General features: G+C 64.6%; 16 protein-coding genes. 11 read left to right on the top strand and 5 right to left on the bottom strand.

Annotated features, from left to right (window positions below; all coding sequences use genetic code 11):
- Positions 1 to 41: 41 nt before the first annotated feature.
- From wrbA to CAF53_RS14350, 3 genes are all read left to right on the top strand, one after another.
- Positions 42 to 641, top strand: a complete 600-nt coding sequence (gene wrbA, locus CAF53_RS14360) for an NAD(P)H:quinone oxidoreductase (protein WP_100238418.1) — start codon at positions 42 to 44, stop codon at positions 639 to 641.
- Between the two features lie 354 nt (positions 642 to 995).
- The gene (locus CAF53_RS14355) at positions 996 to 1,451 is read left to right on the top strand and encodes a carboxymuconolactone decarboxylase family protein (protein ID WP_046765955.1); all 456 of its coding nucleotides are present in this window, start codon (positions 996 to 998) and stop codon (positions 1,449 to 1,451) included.
- On the top strand, positions 1,451 to 2,311 hold the full coding sequence (locus CAF53_RS14350) for a sigma-70 family RNA polymerase sigma factor (RefSeq protein WP_100238417.1): 861 nt from the start codon (positions 1,451 to 1,453) through the stop codon (positions 2,309 to 2,311). Before CAF53_RS14355 ends, CAF53_RS14350 begins: the two co-directional genes overlap by 1 nt.
- A gap of 2 nt (positions 2,312 to 2,313) precedes the next feature.
- Here CAF53_RS14350 and CAF53_RS14345 read toward each other — a convergent pair whose 3' ends face one another.
- Positions 2,314 to 3,276, bottom strand: coding sequence for an acyltransferase family protein (locus tag CAF53_RS14345; protein WP_100238416.1), 963 nt, complete (start codon positions 3,274 to 3,276; stop codon positions 2,314 to 2,316).
- A gap of 67 nt (positions 3,277 to 3,343) precedes the next feature.
- Between CAF53_RS14345 and CAF53_RS14340 the strand changes: the two genes are divergently transcribed.
- Both CAF53_RS14340 and arfB read left to right on the top strand, forming a co-directional pair.
- Positions 3,344 to 4,021, top strand: coding sequence for an RNA pseudouridine synthase (locus CAF53_RS14340; protein ID WP_100238415.1), 678 nt, complete (start codon positions 3,344 to 3,346; stop codon positions 4,019 to 4,021).
- Between the two features lie 3 nt (positions 4,022 to 4,024).
- Positions 4,025 to 4,450, top strand: a complete 426-nt coding sequence (gene arfB, locus CAF53_RS14335) for an alternative ribosome rescue aminoacyl-tRNA hydrolase ArfB (protein WP_100238414.1) — start codon at positions 4,025 to 4,027, stop codon at positions 4,448 to 4,450.
- A 77-nt stretch (positions 4,451 to 4,527) separates the two neighbouring features.
- Here the strand turns inward: arfB and CAF53_RS14330 are convergent, their stop codons facing one another.
- The 3 genes from CAF53_RS14330 to folE form a co-directional block, all read right to left on the bottom strand.
- Entirely contained in the window at positions 4,528 to 5,304 is a 777-nt protein-coding gene (locus tag CAF53_RS14330; protein WP_100238413.1) for an enoyl-CoA hydratase-related protein, read from the bottom strand.
- Positions 5,305 to 5,393: 89 nt separating this feature from the next.
- A complete protein-coding gene (locus CAF53_RS14325) occupies positions 5,394 to 6,233 on the bottom strand; it encodes an SDR family oxidoreductase (protein WP_046765961.1) in 840 nt (279 codons plus the stop codon).
- Positions 6,230 to 6,838 (bottom strand): GTP cyclohydrolase I FolE, encoded by a 609-nt coding sequence (gene folE, locus CAF53_RS14320; protein WP_046765962.1) that lies wholly within the window; start codon positions 6,836 to 6,838, stop codon positions 6,230 to 6,232. Before folE ends, CAF53_RS14325 begins: the two co-directional genes overlap by 4 nt.
- A 152-nt stretch (positions 6,839 to 6,990) precedes the next feature.
- On the opposite strand from folE, the gene CAF53_RS14315 reads away from it, so the two are divergent.
- Positions 6,991 to 7,581 carry a nucleotidyltransferase family protein gene (locus CAF53_RS14315; RefSeq protein ID WP_046766056.1) on the top strand — a complete coding sequence of 197 codons (591 nt, stop codon included), beginning with the start codon at positions 6,991 to 6,993 and terminating at the stop codon, positions 7,579 to 7,581.
- On the opposite strand, the gene CAF53_RS14310 is transcribed toward CAF53_RS14315, so the two are convergent.
- Positions 7,578 to 9,248: an MFS transporter gene (locus tag CAF53_RS14310; RefSeq protein WP_100238830.1), complete on the bottom strand. Its 1,671-nt coding sequence runs from the start codon at positions 9,246 to 9,248 to the stop codon at positions 7,578 to 7,580. The genes CAF53_RS14315 and CAF53_RS14310 overlap by 4 nt on opposite strands.
- Before the next feature lie 216 nt (positions 9,249 to 9,464).
- Between CAF53_RS14310 and CAF53_RS14305 the strand changes: the two genes are divergently transcribed.
- The 5 genes from CAF53_RS14305 (at position 9,465) to pgl (ending at position 15,339) form a co-directional block, all read left to right on the top strand.
- Complete coding sequence (locus tag CAF53_RS14305; protein WP_100238412.1) at positions 9,465 to 10,673, top strand: acetyl-CoA C-acetyltransferase; 1,209 nt, start codon at positions 9,465 to 9,467, stop codon at positions 10,671 to 10,673.
- Between the two features lie 108 nt (positions 10,674 to 10,781).
- On the top strand, positions 10,782 to 12,959 hold the full coding sequence (locus CAF53_RS14300; RefSeq protein ID WP_100238411.1) for a 3-hydroxyacyl-CoA dehydrogenase NAD-binding domain-containing protein: 2,178 nt from the start codon (positions 10,782 to 10,784) through the stop codon (positions 12,957 to 12,959).
- 194 nt (positions 12,960 to 13,153) lie between these two features.
- Positions 13,154 to 14,158 carry a UDP-glucose 4-epimerase GalE gene (gene galE, locus CAF53_RS14295; protein ID WP_100238410.1) on the top strand — a complete coding sequence of 335 codons (1,005 nt, stop codon included), beginning with the start codon at positions 13,154 to 13,156 and terminating at the stop codon, positions 14,156 to 14,158.
- Positions 14,155 to 14,643: a YbaK/EbsC family protein gene (locus tag CAF53_RS14290; RefSeq protein ID WP_046765966.1), complete on the top strand. Its 489-nt coding sequence runs from the start codon at positions 14,155 to 14,157 to the stop codon at positions 14,641 to 14,643. The genes galE and CAF53_RS14290 overlap by 4 nt, the downstream gene beginning before the upstream one ends.
- A 6-nt stretch (positions 14,644 to 14,649) precedes the next feature.
- Entirely contained in the window at positions 14,650 to 15,339 is a 690-nt protein-coding gene (gene pgl, locus CAF53_RS14285) for a 6-phosphogluconolactonase (RefSeq protein ID WP_100238409.1), read from the top strand.
- Positions 15,340 to 15,341 lie beyond the last annotated feature (2 nt).

Genomic DNA, 15,341 nt, shown 5'->3' with positions numbered 1-15,341 from the left:
ACCTTTTACCGATCAACGCATTAACAAGATTGGAGACAGTTATGGCCAAGGTTCTGGTTCTCTATTATTCCTCTTACGGCCACATCGAAACGATGGCGAAGGCCGTGGCGGAAGGCGCCGCCGCTGCCGGCGCCCAGGTCGACATCAAGCGAGTGCCCGAAACGGCGCCGCTGGAGGTCGCACAGGCCGCGCATTTCAAACTGGATCAGAAAGCGCCGATCGCGACCGTCGCGGATTTGGCCGGCTATGACGCGATCATTGTCGGCACCGGCACGCGCTTTGGGCGGATGTCCAGCCAGATGGCGGCTTTCCTCGACCAGGCTGGTGGTCTGTGGGCTCGCGGCGCGCTCAATGGCAAGGTGGGTGGTGCCTTCACCTCGACCGCCAGCCAGCATGGCGGGCAGGAAACCACGCTTTTTTCCATCATCACCAACCTGCTGCATTTCGGCATGATGATCGTGGGCCTCGACTATGGCTTCACCGCGCAGATGGGCGTCGACAAGGTACGCGGCGGCGCGCCCTATGGCGCAACAACCATCGCGGATGGCGACGGCAGCCGTCAGCCGGGCGAGGAAGAATTGGAAGGCGCGCGCTATCAGGGTCGCCGGATCGCGGAAACGGCACTGAAGCTGCACGGATAACGGATTGCTGCGCCGTCTGATTTTTGCCTGAAGCGATTGCAGGCAAATCGCTTCGGACGGTGCAGTTGTTGAGAGCCTTGGGTCGCAGGGCATCAACACGACCGGGGAGCCGGCGCATGGGACTGCGCGCCGGCTCCCTTTCCGTCTGGTCAGAATGGAATTCCCGATCCGGCGGGCTTTGGTCAGCAGAGGACGTCAACGCCATCCGTCATATCGCGAAAGCGGGGATGACGGACTGGCGGCAAGAATTGCCCTCCTCCGCTATTCGCCTCCACATTTTTTTACCATTCATGTCACAACCGCCCGTCCTGCCTCGTCATGTCAGCGCAACATGTGAGAGAAAGGTGCTGACCCATGACTGCCAAACTCGATCCCTTCGCTGCCGCTCCCCTGCTCATGAAAAGCTGGTTCGCCACCTCCAATGCCGTCAACACCAGCCTTGAACCAAGCCTTGTCGAGTTGGTGAAGATCCGCGCATCGCAGATCAACCAGTGCGCCAACTGCATCAACATGCATACGGCCGACGCACGCGCACAGGGTGAAACCGAACAGCGCCTTTACCTCCTGTCGGCATGGCGCGAGGCGCCCTGCTACACGTCCCGCGAGCGAGCGGCGCTGGAATGGACGGAGGCCTTGACGCGTCTCTCCGAAGGACACAGCCATGAGGCGACCTACGAAGCACTGGATGCCGAGTTCTCGCGGGAGGAGCAGGTGAAGCTGACCTTGATGATCAACGTGATCAATGGCTGGAACCGCATCGCCGTCGGCTTCGGCCTCTGGTATGAAACCCCGGCCAAGGCGGCTGCGTGATGGCGCAGGGGACGCATCGGGACGCGGTGGTGAGCTTCGCCCCGCTACGCCCCCGCCTGATCCGCGTCGCCTATCGCATGCTAGGGTCGGTCGCCGATGCCGAGGATGTGGTGCAGGAGGCGTTCATCCGCTGGATGGACGTCGACCGGGAGGCCATTCGGGAACCGGAGGCCTATTTGCGGCGGACGGTGACACGGCTGTGCCTCGACCAACTCAAATCCGCCCGTCACAGCCGCGAAACCTATGTCGGGCCGTGGCTGCCGGATCCGGTGGTCGAGGATGCCGAGGATGAAGAGGATGTGACGCTGCCGCTGATGCTGGCATTGGAGCGCCTCTCCCCTTTGGAGCGCGCAGCCTTTCTCCTGCATGACGTGTTCGGCGTGGGCTTTGAGGAGATTGCAGGGACGATCGATCGCGATCCGGCCGCCTGCCGGCAATTGGCCGCACGGGCGAGGATGCATGTGCGCGAAGCCCGGCCTCGCTACAGGCTTGGGAAGCAGCGGGGGCTGGAGATAGCCAGTGCCTTTTTCGCGGCTTCACGCAGCGGCGACATGACGGCATTGGGCGCAATGCTGGCACAGGATGTCAGCATGCACAGCGATGGCGGGGGCAAGCGACCTGCCGCGGTGGTTCCGGTGCTGGGCCTGCGGCAGGTGATGCAGGTGCACAAGGCGCTGGCGGTGCTATTCGGCAAATATGGATCGAGGCTGGTGCGCGTGGGACTGATCAACGGCCTGCCCGGCTTCGTCACCCGCGAGGCGGATGGGGAGTTCCAGACGACGGCCCTCGATATAGAGAATGGGCGCATCACCGGCATCTATGTGATGCGCAATCCTGACAAGCTGCGGCATCTGCATTGAGGTCAAAGGAAAATACGGCTCGCTCCAGGCGCGGATCGGATCAGATAATAAGCGGCGAGCGGCAGGATCAGTGCCTGCATCAGCAGCCAGGGCTTGCCGAGATAAGGGGAAAGATAGTGAATGACCGCGACATGCAGATACATGATGACCAATGACGCACGGCCGACCGCGGCGATCCAGCCGCCAAAGGGCGCGATCCGCACCGAGAAGCGGAACAGCAGAAAACTGGTGGCGATCGCCGATCCCATGGTGAGCAGCGGCCAGCCATAATCCGCCGCCTTCATGTTGAGCGTCGGCACCATTGCCATTAGCCCCGCCAGCGACAGCAAGGCGAGCGGCACGAACATCCAGCCTCGCCAGGACAGGCACTGCCACGCCGCTCCGATCCAGAGCAGGACCAGCGCCATGGGAACCGTCAGCACGCCAAGCGGTGACAGGGTGCCGAACTCCCCCGCTCCATAAGCGAATAGCAGACAGGGCAGCATCGCCCACGCCCAGCGCGGGTCGAGCGGATCGGGCCATCGCGCCAGCCCCAGGTTGAACAGGATGCGCGCCATCATCAGGCAGGGCACGAACCAGAAGATGGTGAACGGCCCACGGAGCCAGGAACCGCCCAGCAGGATCGGCAGCACATCCTTCGGCCAATCATGGAAGATAGGGCGCCCGCCCTTCATCGTCTCGATGATCTGGTCCGCCACGATCAGCATGACCAGAAAAGCCGCATAGGGCCGCATCTGCGACACCAGTTGCCGCCGGGTGAAGCGCGCCACCGGCTGCGGGCGCGACAACAGGCCCGACAGCAGGAAGAACAGCGGCATGTGGAAGCTGTACATCGCATCGCGCAGGCTGCCACGCGTCCACACATGGCCGACAACCACGGCCATGATGCCGATGCCGCGCGCGACATCGATCCATTCCAGCCGCCCCCCGCCAGGCGGGTGCGCTCCATGCCCCCTGTTCTCCATCAACCTGACGCCCTATAGGAAGCCGCACGCGCGTCAATCGCCTCCCCCTATTTACGGAAAACGCCCCTTGTCCCTGCTTCACGACCGAGTGTTGTTCATCGATGGCGAGGCCATCATCCTCGACAAGCCCGCCGGCCTGCCGGTCGATGCGCCTCGTGACGGATCTCTCGCGCTGGAAAACCACCTCTCCTCGCTGACTTTCGGCTTCCAGCGCTGGCCGCTGCCTGTCCACCGGCTGGACCGGGATACCAGCGGTTGCCTGCTGCTTGCCCGTAATCCCAAGGCGCACAAGCGCTTCGCCGCTGCGTTCGAGGCAGGAACCGTCGCCAAACGCTATGTCGCGGTGGTGGACGGCGTTCCGGTGGAGGACAGCGGGACCATCGACCTCGCGCTCAAGAAGATCAGCACGCAGGCGCAGGGCTGGCGGATGATCCCGGCCAAGGCAGGCAAGGCCGCGCTCACCGAATGGCACAAGATCGCGGAGAAGGATGGCCGCGCGCTGATCGTCTTCACCCCCCGCACAGGAAGGACCCACCAGATCCGCACCCATGCGCTCCATGGCCTCGGCTTCGGCATTGCCGGCGATCCGGTCTATGGATCGGGCCAGGGACCGATGCTGCTGCACAGCCGTTTCCTCAGCATCCCACGCGGTGAAAAGGCCCCGGCAGAGGCCACCGCGCCCATGCCGGAAACCTTCGCGGCAGCCGGATTTGGGCCGGACCTGCTGGAGCAGGCGGGACTATAGGGTTTGCCGAGCATCCCCATCACCCGCTCGATCGCGATCGACGCCGATGAATTATCGGAAACGTTCGTGCGCTCGACGGGCGCAGGGGGACAGCATGTGAACACCACCGACAGCGCGGTACAACTGCGCTTCGACGTGGCTAACAGCCCTTCGCTACCCGATGCCGTGAAACGCCGGCTGGCGGTGATTGCCGGCCGACGGATGACAGCGGAAGGCGTGCTGATACTGCGTTCCGAAGGATCACGCTCGCAACTGATGAACCGACAGGAAGTGCTGGCGCGATTGGTCGACCTCATCCGCGAGGCAACGGTGGTGCCCAAGGCGCGCAAGGCGACCAAGCCTGGCAAGGCCGCGAAGGCGCGCCGCGTCGATGCCAAGAAAGCGCGCAGCACGGTGAAAGCCGGGCGCGGCAAGGTGCGCTTCGATTAGGAACATGGGGATTCAGCCGGTGGCGGTCTGAATCACCCGAGCGTTCCCGGACCAGCAACAACAAAGACTGCCGAAGTTCAGCGCCCCTTCCAAACGCCGGGGCGCTTTTCGACAAAGGCAGTCATGCCTTCCACCTTGTCCTCGGTCGCGGTCAGGATCTGGAACAGACGGCGTTCGGTCAATATGCCCTGGGCCAGCCCGGTTTCGAACGCCAGATTGACCATCTCCTTGTTCACCATCGCGGCCATCGGCGGCATTCCGGCGACGGTGGCGGCGGTCTTGAGCGCATCGTCCAGCAACTCGGCCGCCGGAAGGACCCGCGCGACCAGGCCGGCGCTTTCCGCTTCCTGCGCGCCCATCATGCGGCCGGTCAGGCACATCTCCATCGCCTTCGCCTTGCCGACGGCGCGGGTCAGACGCTGCGATCCGCCCATGCCGGGCGCCACGCCCAGCTTGATTTCGGGCTGACCGAATTTCGCCGTGTCGGCGGCCAGTATGAAGTCGGCCATCATCGCCAGTTCACACCCGCCGCCCAACGCGAAGCCGGCGACCGCCGCAAGCCAGGGCTTACGGGTGGCGACAACATTGCCCTGCCAGCCGGAAAAGAAATCCTCAAGGAAGAAATCCGCCGCTTCCTTGTCCACCATTTCCTTGATGTCGGCACCCGCGGCAAAGGCCTTTTCGCTGCCGGTGAGGACAAGGCAGCGCTGTGACGGATCAGCGTCATAGGCGGCAAAGGCGGCGCTCAGATCCTTCAGCACCTGGGCATTCAGCGCATTCAGCGCCTGCGGACGGTTGAGCGTGACCAGCGTCACTGCATCGCGCTGTTCCACCAGGATCGTTTCATAAGCCATTGCCGTCTCCGTTCATTAGAGCGTTTGCGACCGCTCTATGCAGAGCAACGGTTCTTGACCAGCCCCGGCAGGCCGCATCCGCGCAGCCGCTACCGGCACAGATGCATGAAGTCCCGGTCGTAACTGCGCAGATGCGCACCGCCATCGATATAAAGAGTCTGCCCCGTGACCGCTTCAGCCCCCGCCAGATACAATACCGCTTCCGCGATCTGCTCGGCCTTGGGCAGGTCCTCCAGCGGCATCATCTTGGCCAGCCGTTCCATCTGGCCGTCATCATAATCGGGGGTCGCGATGGTCAGGCCCGGCGCGACGGCATTGACCCGGATCTGCGGCGCCAGGGTTGAGGCTGACAGCCGCGTCAGGCCCGCCAGCGCCATTTTCGAAAGCGTATAGGCCAGTTGGTCGGCATGGGGATGGTCGATGCGCTGATCGAGTATATTGACGATGCAACGGTCGCCCGTCCCCGCCGGAATGGTGGCGAACGCCTTGGTCAACAGGGCGGGGGCGGCACAATTGACTGCATAATGCCGCATCAGATCGTCGGCATTCACGCTGTCGAGCCGGTCCTGCCCGAAGATCGCCGCGCTGTTGACCAACACGTCGGGTGGGCGGCCGAAACGCTCCGCGACCAGCGCGACCAGTTCCTCCGCACCTTCCGGATCGGCGAAATCGACGGTGAACCCGTCCCATTCGGTCGCATGCTCTTCCAACGTCAGCGCCAGAGGGGAATCGAGCCGTGTGTCGTGGCTGCCATGGATCGCCAGCGAATAGCCCGCCCGCGCAAAGGCAGCCGAGATGATCCCGCCCAGGCGCCGATGCCCGCCGGTGACCAGCGCCAGACGCTTTTGCGCGAGCGGCAAAGCGCCGGTTTCGGCACGCTTCTTCGCGCCGCCCAAAGGTCGATAAGAGGGAAGTTCCTCCTCGCTCACGAGCCGATCAGCTTCAACACTTCTTCGCGGCTCTTCTCATCCTCGCGGAAGACGCCGAGCATGCGGCTCGTCTTCATGACGACATTGGGCGTGCGCACGCCGCGGCCGGTCATGCAGCCATGGGTCGCCTCGATCACGACGGCCACGCCCTGGGGCTTCAGATTCTCCCAGATGCAATTGGCGACTTCGGAGGTGAGCCGTTCCTGGACCTGCAAGCGGTGGGCAAAGGCATGGAGAACGCGCGCCAGCTTCGATATGCCCACGACATATTCGCCCGGAAGATAGGCTATATGCGCGACGCCGACGATCGGCGCCATATGATGTTCGCAATGCGACTGGAACGGAATGTCCTTCAGCAGCACGATATCGTCATAACCGCCCACCTCATGGAAGATGCGGGAAAGATGATAGGCCGGATCGTCCTCATAGCCCCGGCAATATTCCTTCCATGCCCGCGCCACGCGTTCGGGCGTCTCCAGCAGGCCTTCGCGCCCGGGCGTATCGCCCGACCAGCGGATCAACGTCCGAATCGCTTCCGAAACGTCCTGGGGAACCGGGATCTTGACCGACTCGCCTGCGGCTTCGGCATCGGGATCATATTCCATGGACGGCACCACTCCTCTGTTGCTTGGGGGGCATATGGCGGCTGATGCGCGGGAAGACCAGCCCCTTCGCCGCGCTGGACACAAGATCGCCCCGGTGGCACATGCTGATCAAGCCGGACAAACCGGGTCGCCACAGTCATAAATACGGAACCATGCGGACCGAACAGATCGCCGCCGTCCTCCTTGCAGCAGGCACATCCTCCCGTTTCGGCGAGGATGACAAGCTGATGGCCGAATGGCGGGGCAAACCCGTGGCCGTCCACGCATTGGAAACCATCGCCTCCATGATATTCGCCGAACTGGTGGCGGTGGCACGGCCCGTCGGCCAGGCGCCGTTCCTGCACCGCAGGTTGGAACGGCGCGGCTATACGATCCTGGAGAACGACCGGCCGGAAGACGGCATTTCCGGCAGTATCGTCCGGGCCGTCGAGCATGTGATGCCGCTGCGCAAATGCCGCGGCATATTGATCTGCCTGGCCGATATGCCCGATGTGCCGCAGACTCATTACAACCGCATCTGCCTGGCTGCGGAGGACGTCCGGTCGGTGGTCGCCAGCACGGACGGCTTCTCCTCCTCTCCTCCGGCCTTCATCGGGCGCAAGCATTTCCCTGAATTGCTGGCCCTGCGTGGCGACCAGGGCGCTCGCGTGTTGCTGAGCCATGGCGTGCAGATCGAGACGATGGGGGCCTGCCTGCGCGACATCGACACGCCGGAAGACCTGCTGGGACCGGCTGGCGATTAGCTGGAACGCGTGGGATCGGTCATCGGATCGCCCATCTCGCGCGGATCGGCGGAGCGGGCAAGCGGGAGGGAACCGGTCTGCCGTTCCAGCATCCGGTGGACAACCGGCGGGTTGGGACCGACATGCAGGGCGTGAATGGCTTCGGTATTTGCCATGTCCGCCACCGTCCGGCGGCTGTTATGCCGGACATAGTCGAGCCAGGTCGACACATGATAGCGTTCCACCCATAATTCCGGATCGCCCAGATCGCGCAGGAGGGACCAGCCATGCGCACCGTCGCGGCGGCGAATGCGTCGGCGTTCACTCATCGCGACCAGGAAAGGGACAACCGATCCGGCGGAAATGCGATATTCGATGGTGACGACGACAGGGCCGCTGCGCGGTTCGATCGGGACCACCGTTTCCGGTTCCCGCCAGCGATTCTGGAGATCGAGATTCTCCTCGCCTGCCTGCGGCAGCGGTCGGGCATAGCCCATCACGGCCGAGACGAACTGGACGGCGGCGGCGGCATAAAGCGCGACGACGACACCATGATCCTCCGCCAGCATGCCGAACAGCCAAGCCCCCACGGCCATGCCGCCAAAGGCGATCATCTGGTAGAGCGCGACCGCCCGCGCCACGACCCAGCGCGGGGCGGACATCTGGACAGAGACGTTGAAGCTGGACAGGGCGATCACCCATCCCGCCCCCGCCAGCAGCAGCCCGAACAAGGCCAGGAACAGCCAGTCGCTGACCGCCATGAGGGCCGTGCCGGCGGCCAGCGCCATCGCGGCCCCCCGTACGATGGTTTCCACCGAATAGCGTTGGCGCAACCTGCCCGTCGACAGCGCGCCCAACACCGCACCGATACCGAAGGCACCACTCAGTGCACCGAAGGTTAGCGCCGCGCCGCCCAATATGTCCCGCGCGACCAGCGGCATCATCGCCGATACGGCGCTGGCCCCGATACCGAAGGCAGCGCTGCGCAGCAGGACGAGCTGGATGTTGGGCGACATGGCGACATAGCGAACCCCTGCCCGCATGGCGACGCCCATGCGTTCGCGCGGGAGGAGTTGAGGCGGGCGTTCGGGACGCCAGCGGGCCAGCACGGCGACCAGGCCGATATAGCTGACCGCGTTGATCAGGAAGGCGCTCGCCGCGCCCGCCACCGCGACGATGACGCCACCCAGCGCCGGGCCGATGCTGCGCGCCATGTTGAAGCCCATGGAATTGAGCGACACGGCATGGGGCAAGGCGGCGCGCGGCACCATGTCGCCGACCGACGCCTGCCAGGCGGGGCCGTTGATCGCGGTCGCGCAACCGACGAGGAAGGTGAAGGCCAGCAAGGCCCAGGGCGTCACCCATCCCGCCCAGGCGAACAGGGCCAGCAATGCCGAGACGATCAGCATGAAAAGCTGGCAATAGAGCATGACCAGCCGCCGGTCGCGATTGTCCGCCACCGCCCCCGCCCAGAGCGACAGCAGCATGATCGGCAGGGTCGTCGCCGCCGGGACCAGCGCGACCATCTGGGGCGATGCCGACAGCGAGGTCATCATCCACTGGGCACCGACCGACTGGATCAGCCCGCCGAAGTTCGAGGCGAGGCTGGCCCACCAGATCGCGCGGAAGATCGGGATCGAAAAAGGCGATGGAGCCTGGTGGGGTTCTGAGTCTGCCACGCAAGCCATGAAGCGGAATTGGGTCGGAGGGTCAAATCCGCGAATCGAGAAAGAAGGCAAAAGCATGAATGTCATCGTCAATTGAACGGCGGTTTTTAGATGACGTTACGGTTGGTGGGGTTTGACGATAAGACTTGCACTTTACGTAAACGTAAATACATTTACGAACGACATCCGGCGCTCGCACGCGGCGGGCCAAAGAGGACGGGTCTCAGAGGGAAAGCCATGGAAGCCTATATTTACGACGCCGTCAGGACGCCCCGGGGCCGGGGCAAGGCCGACGGATCGCTCCACGAAATCACCCCCATCCAGCTCGCCACCCAGATGCTGGAGGCGGTGCGCGACCGGACGGAGATCGACACCGCCGATGTCGACGACGTGATCCTGGGCTGCGTCAGTCCGGTCGGCGAACAGGGCGCGGACATCGCCCGCGTCGCGGTGCTGAACGCGGATTATGCGCAGACCGTGCCGGGCGTGCAGGTCAACCGTTTCTGCGCGTCGGGGCTGGAGGCCGTGAACATGGCCGCCGCGAAGGTCTATTCGGGCGAAGCGGGCCTCGCCATCGGCGGCGGCGTCGAGTCGATGAGCCGGGTGCCCATGGCTTCGGACGGCGGCGCCTGGGCGATGGACCCGGCGGTCGCCTACAAGACCTATTTCGCGCCGCAGGGTATCGGCGCCGACGTGATCGCCACCAAATTCGGGATCAGCCGCGACGATGTCGACGCCTATGCCGTCGAGAGCCAGCGCCGCGCCAAGGCGGCCTGGGACGAGAAGCGCTTCGCCCGGTCGATCGTGCCGGTGAAGGATGTGATCGGCCAGGTCGTCCTCGACCATGACGAGCATATGCGGCCCGACGCGACGATGCAGTCGCTGGCCGCGCTGAAACCCAGTTTCACGGCGCTGGGCGAGGAGATGCCGGGCTTCGATACCGTCGCCCTGCTGCGCTATCCCGAACTGGAGAAGGTCAATCACGTCCATCATGCCGGGAACAGCAGCGGCATCGTCGACGGCGCCGCCGCCGTGCTGGTCGGCAACAAGGCGATGGGCGAGAAATATGGCCTCACGCCCCGCGCCCGGATCAGGGCCATGGCCTCCATCGGGTCGGAGCCGCTGATCATGCTGACCGGACCGGAATTCGTCGCGGGCAAGCTGCTCAACCGCGCGGGCATGAGCAAGTCCGACATCGACCTTTGGGAACTGAACGAGGCCTTTGCCAGCGTCGTGCTGCGCTACATGCAGGCGATGGACCTCGACCACGGCCAGATCAACGTCAATGGCGGCGCGATCGCCATGGGCCATCCGCTGGGCGCGACCGGGGCGATGGTGCTGGGCACGGCGCTGGACGAGCTGGAACGGTCCGGCAAGGGCACCGCGCTCATCAACCTGTGCGTCGGCGCGGGCATGGGCACCGGCATCATCATCGAGCGCGTTTGAACCCTATTTCCCGTTCGGGCTGAGCCTGTCGAAGGGCCGTTCTTTCTTCAAGAGAAGTGAAGGGCTTCGACAGGCTCAGCCCGAACGGAGAGTGGAAGGCAGGATTTTATGCAGACCATCAACTTCGCCGTCGACGCCGACGGCATCGCCACCCTCACCATCGACGTGCCCGGCCAGTCGATGAACGTCATCGGGCCGGATTTCCTGGCCGATCTGGACGCCGCGATCACGCGCATTTCCTCCGAGGAGGCGATCAAGGGCGCGGTCATTGCCTCGGGCAAGGACAGCGGCTTCATGGCGGGCATGGACCTGAAATATTTCGGGTCGATGCTGGCCGCCGCTCCGGGCGAGCGCCCCTCCCCCGCCGCGATCTTCGATCAGCTTTTCGTGCTGAACCAGTTGTTCCGCAAGCTGGAGACCTGCGGCAAGCCGGTCGCCTGCGCCATCGAGGGCACCTGCGTCGGCGGCGGGTTCGAACTGGCGCTGGCCTGCCATCGCCGCTTCGTGGGCGACAGCCCCAAGACGCAGTTGGGCCTGCCGGAAATCCTGATCGGCCTGTTCCCCGGCGGCGGCGGGTCGCAGCGCCTGCCGCGCATCATGGGCGTGCAGGCGTCGCTGATGTACATGTTGCAGGGCAAGCTGTTCCGCCCGGCCGAGGCCGCGATGCTGAAGGTCGTGGACCAGGTCGTACCGCAGGGCACGGCGGTCGCGGCCGCGCGCGAGTGGGTCAAGGCCAATCCCAATGCCAATGCCCAGCCCTGGGACGTCAAGGGCTATAAGGTGCCGGGCGGCGCGGGCGGATTCAACCCCGCCTTCGTCCAGACGATGGCGGGCGCGCTGCCCATGACGCTGAAGCAGACGCAGCGGAACATGAACGCGCCGATCGCCCTGCTGTCGGCCGTCTATGAGGGCATCACCCTGCCCATGGACCGCGCCATCCGGATCGAGAGCAAATATTTCGCCAAGGTCGCCGCCGACCCGCAGGCCAGCAACATGGTCCGCAGCCTGTTCGTCAACAAGCAGGCGGCCGAGCGCGGTGCTCGGCGGCCCAAGGACCAGCCCAAGGCGCCGACGAGGAAGCTCGCCATGCTGGGCGCGGGCATGATGGGAGCAGGCATCGCCACCGTGGCCGCGCAGGCGGGCATGGAGGTCGTGCTGTTCGACCGCGATCAGGCCTATGCCGAGAAGGGCAAGGCGCATGTCGAGGAGGTGCTGAAGAAGCGGCTGGGCAAGGGCATGACGCCGGAGAAGATGGCGGAAACCCTCGCCCGTGTGACGCCGACCACAGACTATGCCGCGCTCGCAGGGGCGGACTTCGTGATCGAGGCGGTGTTCGAGGATGTCGCGATCAAGGCGGAAGTCACGAAGAAGGTCGAGGAAGTGCTGGGCGCTGACACCATCTTCGGCTCCAACACCTCTACCCTGCCGATCACCAGGCTGGCCAAGGCATGGACAAGGCAAGAGAATTTCATCGGCGTCCACTTCTTCTCGCCGGTCGAGAAGATGCCGCTGGTGGAGATCATCCTTGGCAAGGAAACCGGGCCTGCGGCGATCGCCAAGGCGCTCGATTTCGTCAGCCAGATCAAGAAGACGCCGATCGTCGTCAATGACTCGCGCGGCTTCTACACCTCGCGCTGCTTCGGCACCTATGTGCAGGAAGGCGTGGAGATGGTCGCGGAGGGGATCAACCCGGCATTGATCGAAAATGCCGGAAAGCAGCTTGGCATGCCGGTGGGGCCATTGGCCGTGGGCGACGAGGTGTCCATCGAACTGGGCCACAAGATCGTCGTCGCCGCGCAGAAGGAGCTGGGCGACGCCTATGTCGCGCAGCCGTCCGACGCGGTGATGGCGAAGATGGTCGAGCTGGGCCGTCTGGGGCGCAAGAGCGCCAAGGGCTGGTATGATTATCCGGAAGGGCAGAAGAAGCATCTCTGGCCGGGGCTGGAGGAAATGTTCCCCCGCGCCGCCGTGCAGCCCGATGTCGAGGAGGTGAAGGAGCGGCTGCTCTATCGCCAGCTCATCGAATGCGCCCGCTGTTTCGAGGAAGGCGTGCTGGAAACGCCGGAGGATGGCGATATCGGCGCGATCTTCGGCTGGGGCTTTGCGCCCTATACCGGCGGGCCGTTCAGCCATATGGACACGGCCGGCATCGGCCATGTCGTGGCCGTGCTGGAGCGGCTGGCCGAGCGGCATGGGGATCGTTTCGCCCCTACCGTCCAGTTGCAGGACATGGCGGCGAGCGGCGCGACCTTCCATCACCCCGCTTCATCTCGCGCGGCGGCGTGATGGGGGTGTAAATCGTTGCGTTAGTGGTTTAGGCCTTCCCGAACATCTCCGGGGAGGCCTTTTTTTTATAAGGAGCGCCTTTCGAAAAAGGGTAACGTGCTCCTGCGAAGGCAGGAGCCCAGTTCCGGCGTATGGACTGGACTCCTGCCTTCGCAGGAGCACGTTGCGGCTAAGACAGGCAGGGCAAAATATCTATGAGCGAAAAGCCGACGGTTCTGGTCACGGGCGGGGCCGGCTATATCGGCAGCCATGCGGTGCTGGCGCTGCGCGACGCGGGCTATGGCGTCGTGGTGATCGACAATCTGGTGACCGGATTCCGCTGGGCGGTGCCGGAAGATGTGGCCTTCGTTCAAGGCGATATTTCGGACCAGCCGCTGGTGCAGCAGACCCTGCGCGATCATGGCGTGAAGGCGGTGATGCATTTCGCCGGATCGGTCGTGGTGCCGGAATCGGTCGAGAACCCGCTCAAATATTATCATAACAACAGCGCCAAGACCCGCGACCTGATCGAGAGCGTGGTGACGGTCGGCGTGCCGCATTTCATCTTCTCCTCGACGGCGGCGACCTATGGCATTCCGGAGGAAAGCCCGGTCAGGGAGACGACGCCGCAGCGGCCGATCAATCCCTACGGCATGTCGAAGCTGATGACGGAATATATGCTGCGCGATGTCAGCGCGGCGCATCCGATGAATTTCTGCGCACTGCGTTATTTCAACGTCGCCGGGGCCGATCCGGCGGGGCGGACGGGGCAATCGACGGCGGGGGCCACGCATCTGATCAAGGTGGCGGTCGAGGCGGCGCTGGGCAAGCGGAGCCATGTTTCGGTGTTCGGGACGGATTTCGACACGCCGGACGGGACCGGGGTGCGAGACTATATCCATGTCACCGACCTGGCGGCGGCGCATGTGCTGGCGCTGGAGGCGCTGATCGCGAAGCCGGAGCAGAATTATCTGCTCAACTGCGGCTATGGGCGCGGCTTTTCCGTGCTGGAGGTGCTGGACGCGGTGGACCGGGTGACGAACCTCAGGATCGACCGGCGGCTGGAAGGACGGCGCGCGGGCGATCCGGATGCGCTGATTTCCGATAACCATGCGATCATGGACGCCTTTCCCTGGAAACCGCAATATGCCGATCTGGACCAGATCGTGACCCATGCCCTCGCCTGGGAGCGCAAGCTGACGGATATTCGCGGGGAATGAGCGCGGAGTCGGTCCGGGCCTTCTTCTCCACCCATGCGCCGGACGTCGCCATTATCGACCAGGGCGCAAGCACCGCCACGGTCGTTGAGGCGGCGCAGGCGCTGGGCGTGGTTCCGGCGCGCATCGCCAAGACGCTGTCGCTGCGCGTCGGGGACGAAGTGGCGCTGGTGGTCGCGCGCGGCGATGCCCGGCTGCATAATGGCAAGGCGAAGGCGGTGCTGGGCGCCAAGCCCCGGATGCTGGGGCTGGAGGAGGTCGAGGGGCTGACCGGACATCCCGTCGGCGGGGTCTGCCCCTTTGGATTATCCTCTCCCCTGCCGGTTTATTGCGATATATCCTTGCAGGCGTTCGACACCGTCTTTCCGGCCGCGGGATCGCGGACGACGTCGGTGGAACTGACGCCTGCGCGGCTGGCGGAACTGACCGAGGCGCGCTGGGTCGACATTTGCACGATCCCTGACGAGATTTTGGCCGAAGAGAATTGAGTTGCCATGCCCACTGAACATCTTTTCGTCGATGGCGCCCTGGCCGCCGCCAACATGGCGCAGCGGATTGCCGCCCTGTTGGCAGATGCCATCGCGGCGCGCGGCGTGGCGACGATCGCCTTGTCGGGCGGACGATCGCCCAAGCCGGTGCTGGAGGCGCTGTCGCAAGTCGCGCTCGATTGGGACAAGGTGATCGTCACTCTGGTCGATGAGCGCTGGGTCGCGCCCGATCATGCCGACAGCAATGAGCGGCTGATCCGGGAAAATCTGCTTCGCGGGAAGGCTGCGGCGGCGCGCTTCGTGCCGATGAAGAACGATGCGGCGGATGCCTATGCGGGGCAAGCCGAATGCGAGGCGACCTTTGCCGCGCTGCCCTGGCCGCTCGACATCATATTGCTGGGCATGGGCGAGGATGGGCATACCGCCTCGCTGTTCCCAGAGGCGGGCGAACTGGCGGAGGGACTGTCGACGCAGGCGCATGTGCTGGCGGTGACGCCGCCTGCCGCGCCGCATCAGCGCATGTCGCTGAGTGCCAGCGCGATCCTCGCCAGCCGGCATATCTTCCTCCAGATCGGTGGGGCGGCGAAGAAGGCGGTCTATGACCGGGCTCTGGCTGGCGGGCCTGTGGAGGAGTTACCGATCCGGGTGGCGCTGTGCCAGCATGGGGTGTCGGTGGAGGTGTGGATCTCGCAATGAGC

This window comes from Sphingobium sp. LB126, from assembly GCF_002795205.1.
Lineage (GTDB): Bacteria > Pseudomonadota > Alphaproteobacteria > Sphingomonadales > Sphingomonadaceae > Sphingobium > Sphingobium chungbukense.
Note: the sequence above shows the minus strand (reverse complement) of the source record. Positions and strands in the feature narration are given on the sequence as shown.

Excerpts from the sequence above, each read along its gene's own strand:
- wrbA (WP_100238418.1), top strand. The coding sequence starts at position 42 with ATGGCCAAGGTTCTGGTTCTCTATTATTCCTCTTACGGCCACATCGAA.
- CAF53_RS14355 (WP_046765955.1), top strand. The coding sequence starts at position 996 with ATGACTGCCAAACTCGATCCCTTCGCTGCCGCTCCCCTGCTCATGAAA.
- CAF53_RS14350 (WP_100238417.1), top strand. The coding sequence starts at position 1,451 with ATGGCGCAGGGGACGCATCGGGACGCGGTGGTGAGCTTCGCCCCGCTA.
- CAF53_RS14345 (WP_100238416.1), bottom strand. The coding sequence starts at position 3,276 with ATGGAGAACAGGGGGCATGGAGCGCACCCGCCTGGCGGGGGGCGGCTG.
- CAF53_RS14330 (WP_100238413.1), bottom strand. The coding sequence starts at position 5,304 with ATGGCTTATGAAACGATCCTGGTGGAACAGCGCGATGCAGTGACGCTG.
- folE (WP_046765962.1), bottom strand. The coding sequence starts at position 6,838 with ATGGAATATGATCCCGATGCCGAAGCCGCAGGCGAGTCGGTCAAGATC.
- CAF53_RS14315 (WP_046766056.1), top strand. The coding sequence starts at position 6,991 with ATGCGGACCGAACAGATCGCCGCCGTCCTCCTTGCAGCAGGCACATCC.
- CAF53_RS14310 (WP_100238830.1), bottom strand. The coding sequence starts at position 9,248 with ATGGCTTGCGTGGCAGACTCAGAACCCCACCAGGCTCCATCGCCTTTT.
- CAF53_RS14305 (WP_100238412.1), top strand. The coding sequence starts at position 9,465 with ATGGAAGCCTATATTTACGACGCCGTCAGGACGCCCCGGGGCCGGGGC.
- CAF53_RS14300 (WP_100238411.1), top strand. The coding sequence starts at position 10,782 with ATGCAGACCATCAACTTCGCCGTCGACGCCGACGGCATCGCCACCCTC.
- galE (WP_100238410.1), top strand. The coding sequence starts at position 13,154 with ATGAGCGAAAAGCCGACGGTTCTGGTCACGGGCGGGGCCGGCTATATC.
- CAF53_RS14290 (WP_046765966.1), top strand. The coding sequence starts at position 14,155 with ATGAGCGCGGAGTCGGTCCGGGCCTTCTTCTCCACCCATGCGCCGGAC.
- pgl (WP_100238409.1), top strand. The coding sequence starts at position 14,650 with ATGCCCACTGAACATCTTTTCGTCGATGGCGCCCTGGCCGCCGCCAAC.